This window comes from Clostridium sp. UMB9555A (assembly GCF_030222355.1).
Classification (GTDB): domain Bacteria; phylum Bacillota; class Clostridia; order Clostridiales; family Clostridiaceae; genus Sarcina; species Sarcina perfringens.
Map to the genome: position 1 here is coordinate 60,258 of NZ_JASORQ010000001.1, position 20,966 is coordinate 81,223.

Sequence of the window (20,966 nt, forward strand, 5' to 3'; positions counted from 1 at the left end):
TTTCTGATATGATTAGAGTTAAATTTCAATCAAAAGAAGATAACATAATTTCCTTCACTATTAAAGGACACGCAATGGAATGCAGAGATGCTATTCTAGCTGGAGAGGCGTACGATATGATATGTAATTCCGTATCAGTATTATCTCAAAGTGCAATCATTGGTTTAGATGAGGTTTTAAAACTTAATGTAAACTATGAAATGAGTGATGGATATTTAAAACTAGATCTAAATGGATTTACCCATGAAGAAATAGTTGAAGCTCAAGTTTTACTTAAAACTTTTGAAATGAGCTTAGCGAGTCTAGTCCTAGGGCTGGATAGCAGTTTAGGAAAGAAAACGCGTTGTAAATATATAGAGATAATAAAAGAGGAGGTGTAGACTATGTTAAAAATGAACCTTCAATTATTTGCACATAAAAAAGGGGTTGGTAGCTCAAAGAACGGTAGAGATTCTGAAGCTAAAAGACTTGGTGTTAAATGTGCAGATGGACAATTCGTTCTTGCTGGAAACATCTTAGTAAGACAAAGAGGAACAAAGATTCATCCAGGTGCTAACGTAGGTAAAGGTGGAGACGATACTTTATTCGCTAAGATCGATGGTGTTGTTAAATACGAAAGACTTGGAAGAGACAAGAAAAAAGCTTCTGTTTACCCAGTAAACGTAGAAGAAGTTATAGCTGAATAATATATTTAGTTTTATAAAAGCACCCTTACTTAGGGTGCTTTTTGATTAATAATAAAAAAATTAACCATATGAGAACATAGCATTAAAAAAGCTGTGTTTTTATATTAAAGTAAGGTTATAATATACTAAAAAGGAACATTTTATAGAGAAAGCAAGGTGAGAAAACATGTTTATAGATACGGCCAAGATATTTGTGAAATCTGGAGATGGTGGTCATGGTTCTGTTTCTTTTAGAAGAGAAAAATACGTTCCACTTGGTGGACCAGATGGTGGAGATGGTGGAAAAGGTGGAGATGTTACTTTTGTAGTAGATCCAGGAATGACAACTCTTTTAGATTTCAAATATAAGAGAAAATTCGTAGCAGGCAGAGGACAAGACGGTCAAGGTTCTAAATGTTACGGAAGAGATGGTGAAAATTTAACAATAAAGGTTCCAATGGGAACTATAATAAGAGATGTTGAAACTAATAAGGTAATGGCAGACCTTTCTCATAGAGATGATACATATACAATCTGTAGAGGAGGAAAAGGTGGTAAGGGAAATTGTAAGTTCTGTACACCTACAAGACAGGCGCCAACTTTTGCTGAGCCAGGAATGCCAGGGGAAGAAAGATGGGTTGCTTTAGAATTAAAACTATTAGCAGACGTAGGACTTTTAGGATTCCCTAACGTTGGTAAATCAACATTACTTTCAGTGGTAACTAAGGCTAAACCAAAGATAGCTAACTATCACTTCACAACTTTAAAACCTAATTTAGGAGTTGTTGCTGTACCAGGAATAGAGCCATTTGTTATGGCAGACGTACCAGGTATTATAGAAGGAGCTTCAGAGGGTGTAGGTCTTGGATTAGACTTCTTAAGACATATAGAAAGAACAAGACTTTTAATACATGTTGTTGATATTTCAGGAGTTGAAGGAAGAGACGCAGTTGAAGACTTCAAGAGAATCAACGAAGAATTAAAGAACTACAGTGTTAAACTTTGGGATAGACCTCAAATAGTAGTAGCAAATAAATGCGATATGTTATTTGATGAAGAAATTTTTGAAAACTTCAAAGCTGAAGTTAATAAAATGGGATTTGATAAGGTATTTAAAATGTCAGCAGCTACTTCACAAGGAGTAGAGGAAGTAATAAAAGAAGCAGCTAGAATGCTTAAAGATATTCCTGTTACTGACTTAGAAATCCCAGAAGATGAAAGATTCATTCCAGAGGATAAGAAGTTTACATATACTATAAATCCAATAGAAGAAGATGGATTAAAGGTTTATGTAGTAGAAGGTTCATTTGTAGACAGATTATTATTAGCTGTTAATGTAAATGATCCTGATTCATTAAGATATTTCCATAAGGTTCTTAATAATAAAGGAATATTCCATGAATTAAGAGAAATGGGAATAGAAGATGGAGATATGGTAAGATTAAATGACTTTGAGTTTGAATACTTACTATAATTAATGGAGGATAAATAATGATAACAACAAAACAAAGAGCATATTTAAGAGGATTAGGTGCTAAATTAACTCCTATATTTCAAATAGGTAAAAACGGAATAGAAGATAACTTTTTAAAGCAAGTTGATGATGCTTTAGAAGCAAGAGAGATTTTAAAAATAAATGTTCTTGAAAATAGTGGATTAGAGACAAGAGAAGCTTCAAATTTCATCTGTGAAAGATTAGGATGTGAAGGGGTTCAATCTATAGGAAACAAAATAGTTCTTTACAGAGCATCAAAAAATAATCCTAAGATAGAATTACCTAAAAAAGGGAAGTAATATGAAAAAAATAGGAGTATTTGGTGGAACTTTTGACCCGATACACATAGGCCATATTTATATAGCTTATGAAGCCTATAAAATATTAGAACTAGATGAAGTTATATTCATGCCAGCAGGCAATCCACCTCATAAGAAGTGGAAAGATATAACTGATGAAATAATTAGATATGAAATGGTTAAAAAAGCTATAGAGCCATATAGCTTTTTTTCCATAAATAACTATGAAATAGAGAAAAAAGGATTGAGCTTTACTTATGAAACTTTAAGATATTTACATGAAAGTTTTAAAGAAGTAGAGCTCTATTTCATAACCGGAGCAGATTGTCTTATAAACCTAAATTCATGGAAAAATATAAATGAAATTTTTAAATTTAGTAATTTAGTGGTTTTTAATAGACCTGGATTTGATAAAAATGATTTATTAAAGAGGAAAGAAGAGTTTGATAGAGAATATTGTACTAATATAGTATATTTAGATTTACTTAATATAGAGATAAGTTCTACTCTTATAAGAGAAAGAGTTCATGATTCTCTAGAAGTTAAATTCTTTTTACCGCCAGGTGTAGTGGATATAATAGATAAATATAATTTGTATAGGAGAGAGTAACTATGTGGTCATTAGAGGAAATAAATAATTATGTTAAAGAGACTATTAAGGGAAGTAGATACTCACATACTTTAGGGGTTGTTGAAACTGCTAAAGAACTTGCTAAAATAAATGGCGAAGATATACAAAAGGCAGAATTAGCTGCATTAATTCATGATGTAGCAAAATATATTCCTGTAGATGAACAAGTAAAAATATTAGAAGAGCATGGTTATGAACTAGATGAAATAACCTTAAAATCACCTCAAGTTTTACATGGATTTGTTGGTGCCATAGTAGCTAAAGAAAAGTTTGGAATAGAGGATGAAATGGTTTTAGATGCTGTAAAATATCATACTTTAGCCAAAAAAGATATGAGTACTCTAGAAAAAATAATATATATAGCTGACTATATTGAGCCAGGTAGAGATTTCCCAGGTGTTGAAGAATTAAGAGAAATAACAAGAGAAGATTTAGATAAAGGAGTATTAAAAGGCTTAGAAAATACAATTTTATTTGTAATAAAACAAGGCAATTTAATACATCCCTTAACTATAGAAGCAAGAAATTTCTTAATAATGCAAGAAAAATAATCAAATAATTGGAGAGGGTTATATGGGGAATGAAGAAAATAGATTTGAAAAAAGACAAGATAAGAAAAATATCAATAAAAAAAGCTTGGTAAAAAGAATAATTTTAGGTGCTTTAGCTTTTATTCTTATTTTTTTTATAAGTATTTTTGGATATTTTTATTTTAAATATGGCAGTTTTTTAGGGGAAGTTTTTAATATAGTTAAAGACGTAAAACAGGATGTAATAAAGGTTGAAGAGCCAATTAATGTACTCTTATTAGGAATGGATATTGGTGATACAAGTGATGTATCAAATAAAGATGCTAAGAGAACAGATACTATAATTTTAGCAAACTTTGATCCTATAACAAAAGAGGCTAAGTTAATATCTATACCTAGAGATACTAGAGTAAAAATTGGAGGAAAGCCTCAAAAGATAAATGCTGCTTACCCAATTGGGGGAGAAAAGCTTGTTAAACAGCTTGTTGGAAATATATTAGGGGTTAAGGTTGATTATGTTGTTAAAGTTGATTATGAAGGCTTTAGAGGCATAATAGATGCCATTGGTGGAATTGACATGTATATAGAACAGGATATGAACTATGACGATCCAGGGCAGGATTTACACATACATTTCAACAAGGGGGAAACTGTACACCTAGATGGTAAAAAAGCTGAAGAGTTTTTTAGATGGAGAAAAAATAATGATGGTACAGGATTAGCTAATGGAGATGTTGATAGAATAAAAAATCAACAAAAGTTTATAAATGCTGTAATAGATAAGGTTTTATCAGTATCTACCATAACAAAGATAGATAGTATAGCAGAGATTTTAAATAAAAATATAGAAACTAATATTCCTTTAGATGTTACTGTTGCATATGGACTTAAAGGATTAGAGACTGATAAGAATAATATAAAAATGATGACTTTACCTGGAGAAGGTAAATATGTTGGAAATGTTTCTTATTATATTCCTGATGAAAAGGCTACTAAAGAATTAAGAAGTCAATTAAACAGTAGTAATTTAAGTGGAAGAAAAAATGTTATTCCTAGTGCTGCTAGAGGAGATTTATCCATAAAAGTTTTAAATTGTACAAAAATAAATGGCTTAGCTGCAAATGTACAAAAACAATTAAATGAAAACGGATATGATAAAGTTGATGTTGGAAATGGAGATCCAAGAGAAAAATCAGAGATTTTGATAAAGGATGAAAGTTCTAGAGCTTTTATGGAAAATGATTTAAAGATAGATAATATTAAAAAGGGCATTTCATCTAAGTATGATGGAAATGGAAACTATGATGTAGTAATATTACTAGGAAAAGACTTTAAAAATTTCGGAGAGATGAAATGAGTATTTTAGAAAGTAAAATAACTAAAGAGTATGATAAAAGAAAAATAAGAGAGTTTTTAAAAGAAGAGTTAGGATTATCTTCAAGATTAATAAGAAGTGCAGCCATAGACAAGAGAATTAAGGTAGATGGTGTTGCAGTAAAGATGAACTATGTTGTTAAAACTGGGGAAGAGATAAAAATTGAGCTTTCGAAAAAGGAATCTCAAAATATTGATCCAGAAAAAATGGATTTAGAAATAGTTTATGAGGATAGTGACATATTAGTTTTAAATAAGAAGCCTTTTATGGTTGTACATCCTACAAGAAGCCATCCTAATGGAACTTTAGCTAATGGTATATTATATTACTTTAAAGAAAGTAATCAAGATTGTATAGTTAGACTAGTTAGTAGATTAGATATGAATACTTCAGGGCTTATAATCATAGGTAAAAATCAATATGCTCACATGGTTTTATCTAATGAAATGAAAACTGATAAATTTCAAAAAAGATATTTAGCTATAGTTCATGGAAATTTAGAAGAAAAAGAAGGAACTATCAATAGACCAATTTATAGACCAGCAGAGGATACTATAAAAAGAGTTGTAGATGAAAGAGGGCAAGAGAGCATAACTCACTACAAGGTTATAGAAAGTTATAATGGTGCTGATTTAGTTGAATGTCTACTAGAAACAGGAAGAACACATCAGATAAGAGTGCATCTAAGCAGTTTAGGTCATCCTATATTTGGAGACTCTTTATATGGAACAGAGGATGAAGAGTTTATATCAAGACAGGCACTTCATGCTTATGGATTAGATTTTTATAGTCCAAAGACCAAGGAACCTTTAAGTTTAAGGGCAGATCTTCCAGAGGATATGAAAGAGTTAATAAATAAATTAAAAAACAAGTAGTTTTAAGCATTGGCTTAAAACTACTTGTTTTTTTAATTATAAAAATATGAATTACGTTTTTTTCTATTTCTTATTCTTTTTATAGTTGATATAAGTCTAATCATAAATAGTATTAAGATTATTAAAAATATTAAACCTATAACACCTAAAGCTATGTAAAATCCACTAAAACTCTTTAATTTAAACATAAGTTTTTCAAAACTTGTATAAGTTATATCATTACTGTTTAAAAGATTTAAGGTTTTATAAGGAGTATTTCCAATCATAAGTGTTCCAGTAAAAGAATCAGTATCTTTTAATATGTCAGTACCCCTAGATATAGGTTTATTTGCTTTTACCGAAAAGTCTATGTTTAAATTTTTCTTTATTTCATCTGTAGATAAGTTCTCTATTTCAGAGTTCTTAAATGTTTTATAAATATCTTCAGGAACTACTAAAGATAAAGTATTTTTATCATCAATGTAATATTCTTTTACAACATCATCTTTAGAATATAATTTAACTAAAGAAAAATTATTAAAACCATAGTCTAAAAGATTTTTTGTATCTTCATAGTATTGATCCTTAGTGTCGTAACCTAATAGAGTAAGGATTAATTTTCTATCTCCTTTTTTTGCTGCACAAGTAAATGTATGTCTTGATTTAGTTGTATATCCTGTTTTGTTACAAAAAATATCTTTATTATAATATGGGCTTGTTTGGTGAATAAGTTGATTATTATTATTTGCCCATATAGGTTCTCCACTTACAACGCTTTTAGGCATTTCATAAGCAGTTTTTTCTGTAATTTCAGCGATTAATGGATTTTTTGAAGCAGCATTCATTATTAGAGCTAGATCATAAGGGGTAGTCATATGATCTTCTTCAAAAAGTCCACTAGCATTAACAAAGTGAGTATTTTTAGCTCCTAATTCTTCTGCACGCTCATTCATAAGCTTTGCAAACTTTTCTTCAGAGCCAGAAATATGTTCAGCTAAAGCTACAGCAGCATCATTAGCTGATTGTATTAATAATGCATTAAGCAATTCTTCTACTGTATATTTATCTCCTTCTTGAAGACCAACACGGGTTCCTTCAGCTAAAGGAGGATTCTTTCCTATAGTAACAACATCATTTAAGTTAGCTTTTTCTACTGTAAGTAAAGCTGTCATAGTTTTAGTAGTAGATGCAGGAGCAAGTTTTTCATTAGCATTTTTTTCAGCTAACACTTCTCCAGTAGTTCCATCCATAAGAACCATTCCTTCACCTTTAATTTCCGGTACATTACTTTCAGCAAAAACATTAGTACTTAAAATTAAAGAGAAGATAAAAGCCATAGATATTATAAAATTAAGTCTTATTTTTAAATTCTTAAACTTTATACTCATAGAGCCTCCAAAATTTTTAATTTTAATTGCAATAATTATTATAATAATAATAGAGTATATTTTCTATAAATTTGTATTAATTTGGTACTCAAAAATGGAGAAATTGTCAATAATGTTAAAGAAATATGAGAATTTATTGATTTGAAACTTTATTTTTTAATAAATTTCTAAGAATTTATATAATATGGAGGGTTCATGAAGAGAAAAGAAAAAATTATAGGTAGTTTAATAATTGCTGTAATAGCTATTTTATTTTTATTTATTGGTTACTCAAAGACAAATGATAGAAAAATAAGTGATAGTGATATGGAAAAACTATTTTTAGACAGAGAGGAATCAGAAGACAATAATGAATTAGAAGATTTCAATGAAAAAGAATCAGATTCGAAGAAAGAAGAGAGTAATAATATTAAAGAAGAAAAAGATAGTGATATAGAAAGTGAAAAAGAAGAAAAAGAAACTAACTTAGGTGAAGAAAAAATAGTTGTAGAGATTAAGGGCGAGGTAAAAAAGCCTAATGTCTATGAATTGAAAAATGGAAGTAGAATTTATGAACTTATAGAGGAAGCTGGGGGACCGACTAATGAAGCGGATTTAAGTAATATAAATAGAGCTTTATATTTAAGTGATGGGCAATGTATAGTAATTAAAAATATAAATGATGTTGAAAGTGAAGAGGTAAATTTAAATGAAAGTTTAAATGCTGAAGTTACTAATAGTATTCCTACTAATTCATCAGGTGACAAAGGTGAGAAAAATGAAAGTTCAGTTATAAATATAAATACTGCCTCTAAAGAAACACTTATGACCTTAAATGGAATAGGAGAAAGTAAGGCACAGGCCATAATAGATTATAGAGATGAAATCGGTGGATTTAAAAGTGTTGATGATATTACAAATGTAAGTGGTATAGGAGAAAAAACTTTAGAGAAGATAAAAGATAAAATTTCTATAAAGTAATATGATATAATGAATATTATTATTTAGAAAAGAGGTGGAGTTTTATGATAGAAAAAAGATTAACAGAGCTATCAAAGACTTCTGGCTGAGCAGCCAAAATAGGGCCGGGGGCTCTTTCAGAAATTTTAAGTAAATTACCAAAGATGAATGATAAGAATTTAATTGTTGGAATAGATACATCTGATGATGCGGCAGTATATAAATTAAATGATGAAATGGCAACAATACAAACATTAGATTTCTTTACTCCAATAGTAGATGACCCATATACCTTTGGACAGATAGCTGCAGCAAACTCCTTAAGTGATGTTTATGCCATGGGAGGAAAGCCTATAGTGGCATTAAATATAGTTTGTTTTCCTAATTGTCTAAATATGAATATATTAGGTGAAATATTAAGAGGGGGAGCAGATAAGGTATTAGAGGCTGGAGCTGTAATAGTTGGAGGACATACCGTTCAAGATGATGAACCTAAATATGGTTTATCTGTTACAGGAATTGTTCACCCAGATAAAGTTCTTAAAAACTATGGATCAGAGACAGGTGATATTTTAATATTAACTAAGCCAATTGGTCTTGGAATAATAAATACAGCTATTAAGGCTAAGATAGCTTCTAAGGAAGCTTATGAAAAAGCAGTAAAAGTAATGGCATATTTAAATAAGTATGCAGGTGAAATAATAACTGACTATAATATAACATCATGTACGGATATAACAGGATTTTCACTAATAGGGCATGCATATGAAATGGCAGAACCATCTAAAAAAACCTTTAGAATCTTTAAAGATGCAATTCCATTTATTAAAGAAGCTAAAGAATATGCTAGTATGGGCTTAATACCAGCTGGGTGTTATGAGAATAAAAGATACTTAGAAGGAAAATATCTTCTAAATAATGTTGAAAGTTGGATGGAAGATATATTATTTGACCCTCAAACATCAGGTGGATTATTAATCAGTTGTAAAGAGAAAGATTACATAGACATACTGACTAGCTTAGAAAAGTTAGAGGTAGAAAGTTCTGTTATAGGACGTGTTGAAGACTTCAATGATGCATATATAGTAGTAGAGTAATTTTTAGGAGGATAACATGACAAAAGAACTTCTTAGAGCTTTGCCTAAGATAGATGAAATACTTGGTATTTTTAATGATGACTTTTTAAATGAAAATGGGAGAGAAACAGTTGTAAGTGCTTTAAGAGATATAATCAATGAAAATAGGAAAGCTATTCTAAATGAAGAGGTAGATTATGCCTTAACTAAGGAAGAAGCTAAGAGTAAATGTGAGCATAGATTACTTAAAAAAAGAGAAAGAAATTTAAAAAGGGTTATTAATGGAACAGGTGTTGTTATTCATACTAACTTAGGAAGATCTTTGTTAAGTAAAGAGGCCACTGAAGCAGTTGCTTTAGCCGCTTCAAGCTATAGCAATCTAGAGTATGATTTAGAAAAGGGAGAAAGAGGATCTAGATACTCCCTTATAGAAGGTATCATAAAAGATATTACAGGAGCTGAGGCAGCCTTAGTGGTAAATAATAATGCGGCAGCCATAATGCTTGTATTAAATTCTCTTTGTGAAAATAAAGAGGTAATAGTTTCTAGAGGAGAACTTGTAGAAATAGGGGGCTCTTTTAGAATTCCAGAAGTTATGAATTTTTCAAGAGCTAAGCTTGTAGACGTGGGAACAACTAATAGAACACATTTATATGATTATGAGGATGCCATAACAGAAGAAACTGGAGCCTTTTTAAAAGTTCATAGCTCAAACTTTAAAATAGTAGGTTTTACTAAGAGTGTAAGTGCTAATGAGATATGTAACTTAGCAAAGGAAAAGGATATACCTGTAATAGAGGACATTGGAAGTGGTGTTTTAATTGATTTAAGTAAATATGGATTAGAAAAAGAGCCTACAGTAATAGAAAGTTTAGAATCTGGAGTAGATGTTGTAACATTCTCTGGAGATAAGATGCTTGGTGGAGCACAGGCTGGGATTATTGTAGGTAAAAAGAAATTCATAGATAAAATAAAAAGGAATCAATTAACTAGAGCTCTAAGAGTTGATAAATTTACTTTAGCTGCTTTAGAAATTACTTTAAAACATTATTTAAATGAAAAAGAGGCAATTGAAAAAATACCAACTCTTCATATGATGACTTTAGATTTAAAGGAAATAAAAGAAAGAGCTAATAGACTTTATAAGAATTTAGAAGGTTTAAATAAGTTCTATAAATTTTCTATAGAAGAAGGTGAATCAACAGTTGGTGGAGGTTCAATGCCAGATAGTAAATTAAGTACTTATTTACTTAGAATAGATTCAGATAGCATAAATGAAGTTAATTTAGAAAGAGAGATAAGAGAATATAAAATACCTATAATAACTAGAGTTTATAAAGGGGCAGTTTATATAGATCTTAGAACAATCTTAGAAGATGATTATGAAGTCATATTTAATGCTTTAAAGGAAATAGGTGAAAAATAGATGAAACATGTGATTATAGGAACATCAGGGCATATAGATCATGGTAAAACAACTCTTATAAAGGCTTTAACAGGTAGGGAAACTGATAAGCTTGATGAGGAGAAGAAAAGAGGTATATCAATTAACTTAGGGTTTACCTTTTTTGATTTGCCTTCAGGAAAAAGAGCAGGCATAATTGATGTTCCAGGGCATGAAAAATTCATCAAAAATATGTTAGCAGGAGCTACATCATTAGATGTAGTTCTTCTAATTATTGCCCTAGATGAAGGAATAATGCCTCAAACAAAGGAACATTTAGAAATATTAGAACTCTTAGAAGTTAAAAAGTGTATAGTAGCCTTAACTAAAAGGGATTTAGTTGATGAAGAATGGGCAGAAATGATAAAAGAAGACATAAATAATTATTTAAAATCAACTAGTTTTAAAGATGCAACCATGATAGAAGTTTCTTCTAAAACTAAAGAAGGAATTGATGAATTAATAACTGAGATAGATAGTGCAGTAGAAGAAATAGAGCAAAAGGACAAGGAAGGCCATTTTAGACTAGCTGTTGATAGAAGCTTTTCAGTAAGTGGATTTGGAACAGTAGCCACAGGAACTATATTAAGCGGAAGTGTAAAATTAGGTGATTTAGTTCAAATTAATCCAAGTGGAATAGAAGCTAGAGTTAGAAATGTTCAAGTTCATGATGAGAATGTTGAAATAGGGGAAGCGGGTCAAAGATGTGCATTAAACTTATCAGGTGTTACTAAAGAGGAAGTAACTAGAGGAATGGTTGTTTGTACAGCTAATACTATTGAGCCATCTTACATGGTAGATTGTAAGTTTAGATACTTAAAGTCTAATGAAAAAAACTTAGTTAATAGACAGAGAGTAAGAATATATCATGGTACATCAGAGATATTTGGAAGAATAGTCCTACTTGATAAAGAAGAGGTAAAGCCTGGTGAAGAGGTATATATACAGTTAAGACTAGAAAGTGAAATATGTGCTCAAAAAGGCGATAACTTAGTTATAAGAAATTATTCTCCTATGACAACCTTAGGTGGAGGTAAAATAATAAATCCCGTAGCAAAAAAAGCTAAAAGGTTTAAAGAGGATTATTTAAATGAACTAAAGCTTATGGAAAAAGGAAGCATAGAGGACATAGTTGAAAATGTAGTACTATCTTTAAGTGAAACCTTCCCAAATTCACAAGAGGTTATAAAAGGATTAGGAAGAAATATAGAAAATATAGATTTTATATTGGAAAAGCTTTGTGAGGATAAGAAAATTATAGGAATAGATAATGGTAAATCTAAAGTATTTATTCATAATAAATTTTTCACTAAAAAGAGTGAAGAAATTTATGAAATTCTAAGAAGATTTCATGAAGAAAATCCATTAAAAGTAGGAATGAATAAAGAAGAACTTAGAAGTAAAAGTTTTTCAAATAAGATTAAGCAAAAAATATTCCAAAGTTTCTTAGAACTTATGAAGGAAAAAGAAATCATAAAGGAAGGGATTAATATAATTTCACTAAAGGATTTTGAGATAAAACTAACAAAAGCTCAAAAGGGGATTAGGGAAAAAATATTAAAATCTTATTTAGGAAGTGGAATAGTTTCTCCAAAGATAAAAGACATCATAGAAGATAAAAAGTTAGAAAAGGAATATATAAAAATATATAATCTTTTAATTGAAGAGGGAACTTTAATTAAACTTCCAGAAGATGTTGTAATGCACAAAGAGGTATTACAAAGTGTTAAAGATAAAATAATAGAATGGCTAAATAGAAATGGCTCGGTTACTTTAGGAGAAACTAAGGAGCTTTTAGGCGTTTCCAGAAAGTATTTAGTAGCAATTTTAGAGTATTTAGACAATGAAGAAATAACTAAAAGAGTAGAAGATAAGAGAGTTTTAAATTAAATAGAGAGTTCTAAAAGGGAAGTTTGGTCTTATAAGCTTCTCTTTCTTATATTCATAATTAAAATGTAATAGTTTTGCCATAATAATACACTATAATTAAATAGATTTGATTTACATAAGATAATAAATATAGTATATTTAATTAATGTATTTCAGAATAATATTTAATGCTTTTAGGAGGATATTATGGACGATAACAAATTCACTAAAGAGCAAGAAAATGCTTTAAAAAGTGATGAAACATCAGTAACAAATGAGAAAATGGACTCATATGAAAAAGAAGCAGCGGTATTAGAGAGTATATCATTAGATACTAATACTATGGCTATTGATGAGGAATTTATGAATAAACAAGATAAAGACAAAAAAGATATTGGTAAAAAAGGTGAGAAAGAGACTTCTTTCTTTAAAAGAATATTAGAAGGAATTATAGATCAAACAGTAGTATTATTACTATCTTTAGCAGCCTTCTTTATAGTAGATTTGCTAATGAGACCTTTTGGCTATAAGATATCTTTAGAAGGAAGAATTCCTTTTTATTTTGTAATATTTGTTATTATGAACATACTTTACAGAGCTATAATGGAAGGTAGAAAGTTCAAATTAACATTAGGTGAAAAAGTTTTTAGAAAATAAATAATTTATTAGTAAGGGAGACAACTAATGAGAAAAGGTAATGAAATAGAATTATTAGTAGAGGGAATAGAGTTCCCTGCTAAAGGATTCGGCTTTGTAGATGGATTAAAAGTTTATGCTAAAAATACTTTCCCAGGACAAAAAGTCTTTGGTAGAGTAACTAAGAAAAGAAAAGAGTATGCAGAAATTAGAGTTTCTGAAGTAAGAGAAAAAGCTAGTTATGAGGAAGACCAAAAGTGTCCACACTTTGGAGTATGTGGAGGATGTTCTTCTCAAACAATTCCTTATGAGAAACAATTAGAGCTTAAGGTTGAACAAGTTAAAGATTTATTTAAAGAGGCTGAAGTTCCAACAGGAGAGTTTTTAGGTATAGAAACTAGTCCGATTCAATGGGAATATAGAAATAAGATGGAATACACTTTTGGAGACGAAGAAAAAGGTGGAGAACTTACCCTTGGAATGCATATGAAGGGAAAATCTTTTGGAATAGTAAATGTTGATAAGTGTGTATTAGTTGATGAAGATTTTAGAAACATACTAGATACAACAGTTAAATATTTCAGAGAAAAAGGATTACCTTTCTATAAAATAATGCCTAGAACAGGGTATTTAAGATACCTAGTAGTAAGAAAAAGTGTTAAGACAGAAGAAATTCTTGTGAATTTAGTTACTACAACTCAAATAGATTTTGATTTAACAGAGTTTACTGAGCTTATAAAAGGATTAAACTTAAAAGGAAAATTAAAATCAATAATACATACAGAAAGTGATGCTTTATCAGAGGCTGTTATACCAGAGAAAGTAAACATTCTATATGGTGATGATTTTATAACAGAAAATCTTTTAGGATTAAACTTTAAAATATCTCCATTCTCATTCTTCCAAACAAACTCACTAGGAGCTGAAAAGCTATATAGTATAGTGAGAGATTTTATGGGAGCTGCTGACAATAAGGTAGTATTTGATCTTTATTGCGGAACAGGAACAATAGGTCAAATAGCAGCGGGAAAAGCTTCTAAGGTTATTGGAATTGAACTTATAGAAGAGGCAGCTATGGCAGCTAATGAGAATGCAAAATTAAATGGATTAAATAATTGTAACTTTATAGCTGGAGATGTAGCTGAAGTTATAAAAACAGTTAAGGATAAACCAGATATAATAATTTTAGATCCACCAAGAAGTGGGGTACATCCAAAGGCATTAGACTACGTTATAAAATTTAATGCTCCACAAATAATATATGTTTCATGTAATCCAAAAACTCTAGTAACTGACTTAAAAGTTTTAGAAGCTAAGGGATATGAAATAGAAAAAACTTTACTTATGGATATGTTCCCTAACACTCCTCACGTAGAGACAGTTGTTAAACTAATAAAGGAATATAGGGATTTATAGTTATTTTAAAGTTTAGAAATACTATTTTTTATTAATTTACCACCAAAATCAGATTTTTGGTGGTAAATTTTTTGCTATTATTACCAAATGAGTGAACAATATTATTTTATTATTTGCATATTAATAAATGTCCATTTTGTTGATAAGTGTAATGAGTTCAAATATTTTCTTTATTATTTAATTAACTTATAAATGTAAATTAGGAATTTATTATATGTTCATAGCAGATATTTATATTAGATTTATGGATGAAATCTCATCTTGATATTAGGAAGCATAAATATATAGATTCTTGATATTATGACTATAGCGATTTTGAATATCAAGAGATAAAGAAAGTTTTATTACAGGAGTATATACTAAGCTTAAGAGTGTTAAATATAGAAGGATATTTTATATTGTTTGCAAATATTATTGGAGTTGAAAGAAACAAATTATATAAATTAATAGAGTTAATTGGATGATAGAACTAAGCTTTAATTATTTATATGTTGAAAATTATATATTATAAAATTAAATTCGCTATTTGTGAATTTATATTGACAAATGAAAAAATATGTTATAGTATAAAACTACAATGATGTTAATTTATATTAACAAGGTTTTTCCCCTAATTTGGAGTGGATGTATATTCACTTGTGGAGCAAGAATAATGCTCTAATTTTTTCGTGTTGGGATAGCATATACACACAAGCATAAGAGTAGAATAATAGCTAACCAAGCAAAGGCCAGTCACAAGCGGGAGCTTTGTGCCTGGCGGCAATTTTATTAGACAGATTTTTGTGCCTTACATGTACCTTCTCTTTTCGCGGGAGACTGCTTTATAGAAAAAATAAGTAAAGTAGTTGAAAGGAGTATATAATGAAAAAAAAGAAAAAAAATACTAAAAATCATTGTTCTTGTAAGGCGGTTTCTATGAAAAAAGGAAGAAATAAGAAAGTAACCTTTTTAAGAGTTTTTTTTAAGAAACATTCAAAGCAAATTTTCAAGTATTCTATTAAGATACTTGAAGTTGTGAAAGTAATTGTTGATCTATATATTAAGATTAGAGGTCTTAAGTAACTCTTTATTCATAGAAATCTGTCTAATTTTGAATTTAAGTACGTTAGTACATAATATATATATTATCATTAGATAGAAAGGAGATTGTTTTATTGGGTGAAGTTTTAAGGAAAATTAGAATGATATATGGATATAAAGCAAAAGAAATGAGTAGACTCTTAGATATATCTCCTAGCTATTTATCTGAAATTGAAAATAATAAAAAGAAACCTACGTTAGACTTATTAGAAAAATACTCAAAGATTTTTCAAATAAAAGTATCATCAATAATTGCAATGTCAGAGAATTACAATGAAGATTTGAAGAATAATCTTAATATAAATAAAGTAATGGTAAGACTTATGAATTATTTAGCAGCTTTACATGGAGATGATGATGATTAAAAAGTATGATATATGCCAAAGTCCACTTTATAAATTAAAAAATAAAAGAAGATTAGAAAAAATACTAGGATTAGAAAAATATGAATTAAATAAATTGAAATTTTGGAATAAGTACAAAAGTGGAAAAATTCCTAAAGATGATGGTGATTTTAGAGAAATTAATATTCCTAATTTCAAATTAAAAAAAGTACAGAAGAAACTTCAAATATTATTATCTAAAATTCAAAGGCCTGAATGGTTAATATCTGGAGAGAAAAATAAATGTTATATTAACAATGCTCAATATCATATAAAATCAAAGTATGTAATAACTGCAGATATTAAAAAATTTTATGATAATTGTTCTAGAGAGAGAGTTTATTTATCATTAGTAAATAAATTTAAAGTATCAAGTGATGTTGCTGGTGCTATTACTGATATAGTAACTTACAATAAACGTATACCTACAGGAGCTTCAACTAGTCAATTAATAGCTTATTATTCATATGAAGATATGTTTAATGAAATAAATACTATTTCACATAAATATGGATGCAAGTTTTCTTTATATGTAGATGATATGACATTTTCAAGTATTAATCCTATCAATGTACAATCTTTAAAAAGACAAATTGATATTATTTTAAGAAAATATGGGCATAGATTAAAATCTAATAAGTTTAAATATTATTCTAAAGATGAGGATAAATTAATAACAGGAGTTACTCTTAAATCTAATAATAGTTTAGCTGTATCCAATAGGCTTAGATATAATATAATTAAAGATTTTAAAGGAATAAAATATCGAAAAGATTCCAATATAAAACTACAAAGTTTAAAAGGGAGAATAACTGCAGCTAAAATGATAGAAAAAAGTATATTTCCTCAAATAAATAACTATGTTTCAAATTTAAATTAAGTTTTCTATTATACTTTTGATAGTATATATTTTAAAAGATTGATGTAATGAATTTAGCGTTAAGATACGAATTTATAATGAATATACAATGTTAGATATAATTTTAAAGTTAAACAAGAAATACTACATTAAAAGTATAGTTAGAATGGTTTGATGAATTACCGATAACTAGCTTATATATAAGCTAGTTATCGGTAATTTTTTATAGAAAATTAATTGAAAATATAAGAGAAAGGAATTATCTGTAACATTATTTAAATTATAGAGTAAATTAAAATAAGAGTTAGTTTTAAGAGGTGAGGAGCCATAGAATCAGTACAATGTCCAAACTTTTTAAGTGAAGATTCTCCAGATTATTTAGTTGAATATAGAGGAAACTTAAAAGAAGAGTTAGAAAAAATTCCTTATGCATGTGGAGATTCAATTACTGATACCTTAGGTGTTGTTTCAACACCACCACAGTATTTAAAACAATTAAGGAAGGATGTTCCATCAATTCTTTATATACAGACAAGAGTACCTTATGTTTTACAGGAGGTATCTCCACAAGAAACGGATAATATATCCACAGTTGTGAATAATCCTTATTTAGGACTTGATGGAAGCGGAGTTATAGTTGGAATAGTTGATACTGGAATAGATTATCTTAATAAGGAATTTATGAGAGAAGATGATACCTCTAGAATACTTACTATTTGGGACCAAAAGAGTACTAAAAAACCTAATGATTCAGTTTATGTAGGGTCCATATTTACTAATGAAGACATAAATAATGCTATTAAAAGTAAGGCAGATGGAGGAGAGCCATATGATATTGTTGATAGTAGAGATGAGATAGGACATGGAACTAAACTAGCTAGCATAATAGGAGCCCGTGGATATAATAGGAATATTAAAGGTATTGCACCTAATTGTGATTTTGCTATTGTAAAATTATTAACTTCTCTTAGTTATGAAAAAGCCTTTAGAGAAAATGGAATAGAGGATGTTCCAGTTTATAATGAAGCTGAAATTATAGCTGGAATAGAATATCTTAAAAATTATGCCTTTAGTCTTAAGAGACCACTAGTAATTTGTTTAGCAATAGGATGCACTGAAGCAAGTCATGATGGAAGGGGACTTTTTTCTAGATATTTAACTACAATTGCTTCAATAAGAGGAGTTGCTGTAGTTGCTGGAGTTGGAAATGAGGGGAGCTCACAAGGGCATGCATCTGGAGTTATAGAACTAGAAAATAGTGTTGAAAAAGTTGAATTATCAATACCGAGAGAAATAAAAAATTTTAACTTAGCTTTTTGGATTCAAAGACCTAATATAGTATCCTTAAATATAAAATCTCCTAGTGGAGAAGAATCTTCATTCATAGATGCTAAAATTTCTCTAGAGAGATCATTTAAATTTATATTAACGGATACCAGTGTTAATATTAACTATTATGTTCCTGATACCTTTACAGGAAATGAACTTATTTATATAGATTTTAAAGATATTAAGCCTGGAATATGGACTTTTGAATTAAGAGGAGATTATATAACCAATGGAAGATATGATGTATGGTTAGCTCCAAGTTCTTTATTGCCTGAAAATACAAAGTTTCTTAGACCTAATCCATTAAATACTCTTATGGTTCCATCTACTGCTAGATATATAATAAGTGTAGCTTATTATAATAGTCAAACTCAATCTTTGTTAGCGGAGTCTGGAAAAGGTTTTAATATTAATGGATGGATAAATCCAGATATAACTACTGCGGGAAAGGATATTTTGACAATGTTTCCTGGAGACAGAGTTGGAAGAATGTCAGGGAGTTCTCCAGCAACTGCAATAATTGTAGGGGTATGTTCTTTATTATTTCAATGGGGAATTATAAATGGAAATGATAGAACAATGAATTCTAGTAAGTTAAGAAGCTATTTAATATATGGTGCTACTAGAATTCCAGGGCAAACATATCCTAATGAATCTACTGGATATGGGTATTTAGATTTATATGAGATATTTAAAAATATAATAGCGGTTCCTTTAGCACCTTATAGAAGTTCTCAGGTTCATGAAGATTATACTGAGTACTATTGTGGAAGGATGTTAGTTAGCGTGCCTTCTGATTTTTATTATGGAGGAGAATAGAATGGAATTTAAGTCTTCAGCTCCAGAAAATGTATTTAATAATGAAAACTATATAAATTATTTAGTTCAATATCAAGGTGATATTATAGGAGAGTTTAGTGATAAAGAAGGAATATTTGCAACCTTAATTAATAATAGATATGCCATAATAACTATTGATAAAAACTTGCAGGAATATGAAAATGATATATCTATGATTAAATATAAAAAAGAAAATGGAAGAGATGTAGAGATTGATACAATTACTTATATAAAGAATCCAGAAGGATATGTACTTCAGGAAATAAGCCCTTTAGAGGCAGCAAATATTGAATATGTTCAAATACAATCATACTTTAATCTAACAGGCAGAGGTGTTATTGTTGGGATTTTAGATACTGGAATAGATTACTTGAATGAGGAGTTTATGGATTCAAATGGGAATACAAGAATTTTAGGAATATGGGATCAGACAATTTCAAGTGAGAGTTCAAGTAATGATAATTTGCCTTATGGAACTTTTTATTCAGAAGAAGATATAAATAGAGCAATAAGACTGAGTAGAGAAGGAGGCGATCCGTATACAATAGTTCCATCCAGAGATGAAGTAGGTCATGGAACATCAATGGCAGGAATAATCGGATCCTCAGGTAAAAATCCTAGTTTAAAGGGCGTGGCACCAGATTGTAAGTTCTTAGTTGTAAAGCTTGCACAGTCACTTTATTATAAAAAAGAGTATGAAGTAGATATACCTCTTTACAATATTACTGAGGTATTTACAGGAATACAGTATTTATATTCATACTTTTTAAATGGATCTCAAAGTATGATTATATATTTACCCCTTGGGACTAATAGAGGAAGTCATAAAGGAACAAGTATTTTAGAAGAATTTTTGGATTCTATTTTAATAAGTAGAGGAATTGCTGTAGTTACTGGTGCTGGAAATGAAGGGACTGCATTATTACATGGATCAGGAACTATAAAACCTGATGGGCAAGTAACTACTCATGAATTTAATATAGATGAAAATCAAAAAAAAATTATTATTGAAATTTGGATACAAATACCTAGTATTGCTTCCATAGAAATAGTTTCTCCAACTGGGGGAACTACAGGAACAATTCAACCTTTCTTTGGAAAAGGAGATAGATATGATTTTACAATTGAGCGTACTACGGTGTTAGTAAGTTATTATGTACCTGAAGAAATATATGAAGATGCTTTGATATTAGTTATATTAGATAATGTTCAGCCTGGAACATGGAGTTTTAAATTTAGAGGATTAAAAGAAATAGAAGGAAGATATGATATTTGGTTACCTCCAAGGGGGGTAAGTAAAGAAGCAACTAGAATGATACCTTCTGACCCATATGGAACAGTAACTGTCCCAGGGACTAGTGCTTCTGTAATAACAGTAGCTGCATACAATCAATTAAATAATACACAGTTAAATTATTCAGGGAGAGGATTTCAGGATAATTATATTGATATAATAGATGTGGCTGCAGGTGGGGTAGATGCACTTACTGTTGCACCAGATAATAAGACAACTTTAGCAAATGGTACAAGTGTTGCAGCAGCTATAGTAGCTGGAATTTGTGTTTTACTTTTTCAATGGGGAATTGTTGAAGGAAATTATCCCTATATGTTCTCTCAAACTTTAAAAGCTTTTATTGCAAGAGGTACAAGAAAGAGAAAAGGGGATATCTATCCAAATCCAGAGTGGGGATATGGAATAGTTGATATATTTAATATGTTTAATCTTACTAATTAATTTACCTTATTATATAAAATATATTTTGAAAACTTATTATATTAAATTAGATAGGAAAAATAAAAAATACTCTGATTAAACTTATTCATAAATCATATGTTTAATCAGAGTATTTAATTTATA

20 protein-coding genes are annotated in these 20,966 nt (G+C 29.3%); 19 read left to right on the top strand and 1 reads right to left on the bottom strand.

What is annotated here, in order from left to right; genetic code table 11:
- Positions 1 to 8 precede the first annotated feature (8 nt).
- From QP548_RS00265 to QP548_RS00300, 8 genes are all read left to right on the top strand, one after another.
- Positions 9 to 380 (top strand): ribosomal-processing cysteine protease Prp, encoded by a 372-nt coding sequence (locus QP548_RS00265; RefSeq protein ID WP_011592937.1) that lies wholly within the window; start codon positions 9 to 11, stop codon positions 378 to 380.
- Positions 381 to 383: 3 nt separating this feature from the next.
- The gene (gene rpmA / locus QP548_RS00270) at positions 384 to 686 is read left to right on the top strand and encodes a 50S ribosomal protein L27 (protein WP_003454907.1); all 303 of its coding nucleotides are present in this window, start codon (positions 384 to 386) and stop codon (positions 684 to 686) included.
- 166 nt (positions 687 to 852) lie between these two features.
- Complete coding sequence (gene obgE, locus QP548_RS00275) at positions 853 to 2,139, top strand: GTPase ObgE (protein ID WP_003454769.1); 1,287 nt, start codon at positions 853 to 855, stop codon at positions 2,137 to 2,139.
- Positions 2,140 to 2,156: 17 nt separating this feature from the next.
- Complete coding sequence (yhbY, locus tag QP548_RS00280) at positions 2,157 to 2,459, top strand: ribosome assembly RNA-binding protein YhbY (RefSeq protein WP_003453740.1); 303 nt, start codon at positions 2,157 to 2,159, stop codon at positions 2,457 to 2,459.
- A gap of 1 nt (position 2,460) precedes the next feature.
- Positions 2,461 to 3,069: a nicotinate-nucleotide adenylyltransferase gene (gene nadD / locus QP548_RS00285; RefSeq protein WP_003453701.1), complete on the top strand. Its 609-nt coding sequence runs from the start codon at positions 2,461 to 2,463 to the stop codon at positions 3,067 to 3,069.
- A 2-nt stretch (positions 3,070 to 3,071) separates the two neighbouring features.
- The gene (gene yqeK, locus QP548_RS00290; RefSeq protein ID WP_003454731.1) at positions 3,072 to 3,641 is read left to right on the top strand and encodes a bis(5'-nucleosyl)-tetraphosphatase (symmetrical) YqeK; all 570 of its coding nucleotides are present in this window, start codon (positions 3,072 to 3,074) and stop codon (positions 3,639 to 3,641) included.
- Positions 3,642 to 3,663: 22 nt separating this feature from the next.
- On the top strand, positions 3,664 to 4,977 hold the full coding sequence (locus tag QP548_RS00295) for an LCP family protein (RefSeq protein WP_061429068.1): 1,314 nt from the start codon (positions 3,664 to 3,666) through the stop codon (positions 4,975 to 4,977).
- Positions 4,974 to 5,870: an RluA family pseudouridine synthase gene (locus tag QP548_RS00300; protein ID WP_061429067.1), complete on the top strand. Its 897-nt coding sequence runs from the start codon at positions 4,974 to 4,976 to the stop codon at positions 5,868 to 5,870. Before QP548_RS00295 ends, QP548_RS00300 begins: the two co-directional genes overlap by 4 nt.
- A 32-nt stretch (positions 5,871 to 5,902) precedes the next feature.
- On the opposite strand, the gene QP548_RS00305 is transcribed toward QP548_RS00300, so the two are convergent.
- A complete protein-coding gene (locus QP548_RS00305) occupies positions 5,903 to 7,237 on the bottom strand; it encodes a D-alanyl-D-alanine carboxypeptidase family protein (RefSeq protein WP_061429066.1) in 1,335 nt (444 codons plus the stop codon).
- Between the two features lie 195 nt (positions 7,238 to 7,432).
- On the opposite strand from QP548_RS00305, the gene QP548_RS00310 reads away from it, so the two are divergent.
- From QP548_RS00310 to QP548_RS00360, 11 genes are all read left to right on the top strand, one after another.
- Positions 7,433 to 8,197 carry a ComEA family DNA-binding protein gene (locus QP548_RS00310; RefSeq protein WP_061429065.1) on the top strand — a complete coding sequence of 255 codons (765 nt, stop codon included), beginning with the start codon at positions 7,433 to 7,435 and terminating at the stop codon, positions 8,195 to 8,197.
- A gap of 44 nt (positions 8,198 to 8,241) precedes the next feature.
- Positions 8,242 to 9,273, top strand: coding sequence for a selenide, water dikinase SelD (gene selD, locus QP548_RS00315; RefSeq protein WP_081109965.1), 1,032 nt, complete (start codon positions 8,242 to 8,244; stop codon positions 9,271 to 9,273).
- A 16-nt stretch (positions 9,274 to 9,289) separates the two neighbouring features.
- Positions 9,290 to 10,678, top strand: a complete 1,389-nt coding sequence (gene selA, locus QP548_RS00320) for an L-seryl-tRNA(Sec) selenium transferase (protein WP_061429063.1) — start codon at positions 9,290 to 9,292, stop codon at positions 10,676 to 10,678.
- Positions 10,679 to 12,586 carry a selenocysteine-specific translation elongation factor gene (gene selB / locus QP548_RS00325; protein ID WP_061429062.1) on the top strand — a complete coding sequence of 636 codons (1,908 nt, stop codon included), beginning with the start codon at positions 10,679 to 10,681 and terminating at the stop codon, positions 12,584 to 12,586.
- Between the two features lie 186 nt (positions 12,587 to 12,772).
- Positions 12,773 to 13,222, top strand: coding sequence for an RDD family protein (locus QP548_RS00330; RefSeq protein ID WP_061429061.1), 450 nt, complete (start codon positions 12,773 to 12,775; stop codon positions 13,220 to 13,222).
- 27 nt (positions 13,223 to 13,249) lie between these two features.
- Positions 13,250 to 14,617 carry a 23S rRNA (uracil(1939)-C(5))-methyltransferase RlmD gene (gene rlmD / locus QP548_RS00335; RefSeq protein ID WP_061429060.1) on the top strand — a complete coding sequence of 456 codons (1,368 nt, stop codon included), beginning with the start codon at positions 13,250 to 13,252 and terminating at the stop codon, positions 14,615 to 14,617.
- Positions 14,618 to 15,478: 861 nt separating this feature from the next.
- Positions 15,479 to 15,679 (top strand): hypothetical protein, encoded by a 201-nt coding sequence (locus QP548_RS00340; RefSeq protein ID WP_061429059.1) that lies wholly within the window; start codon positions 15,479 to 15,481, stop codon positions 15,677 to 15,679.
- A 92-nt stretch (positions 15,680 to 15,771) separates the two neighbouring features.
- Positions 15,772 to 16,062 (top strand): helix-turn-helix domain-containing protein, encoded by a 291-nt coding sequence (locus QP548_RS00345; RefSeq protein ID WP_236907304.1) that lies wholly within the window; start codon positions 15,772 to 15,774, stop codon positions 16,060 to 16,062.
- Positions 16,055 to 16,960, top strand: a complete 906-nt coding sequence (locus QP548_RS00350; RefSeq protein WP_061429058.1) for a reverse transcriptase family protein — start codon at positions 16,055 to 16,057, stop codon at positions 16,958 to 16,960. Before QP548_RS00345 ends, QP548_RS00350 begins: the two co-directional genes overlap by 8 nt.
- 306 nt (positions 16,961 to 17,266) lie before the next feature.
- Positions 17,267 to 19,087, top strand: coding sequence for a S8 family peptidase (locus QP548_RS00355; protein ID WP_075808089.1), 1,821 nt, complete (start codon positions 17,267 to 17,269; stop codon positions 19,085 to 19,087).
- A 1-nt stretch (position 19,088) separates the two neighbouring features.
- Positions 19,089 to 20,843, top strand: coding sequence for a S8 family peptidase (locus tag QP548_RS00360; protein WP_061429056.1), 1,755 nt, complete (start codon positions 19,089 to 19,091; stop codon positions 20,841 to 20,843).
- Positions 20,844 to 20,966 lie beyond the last annotated feature (123 nt).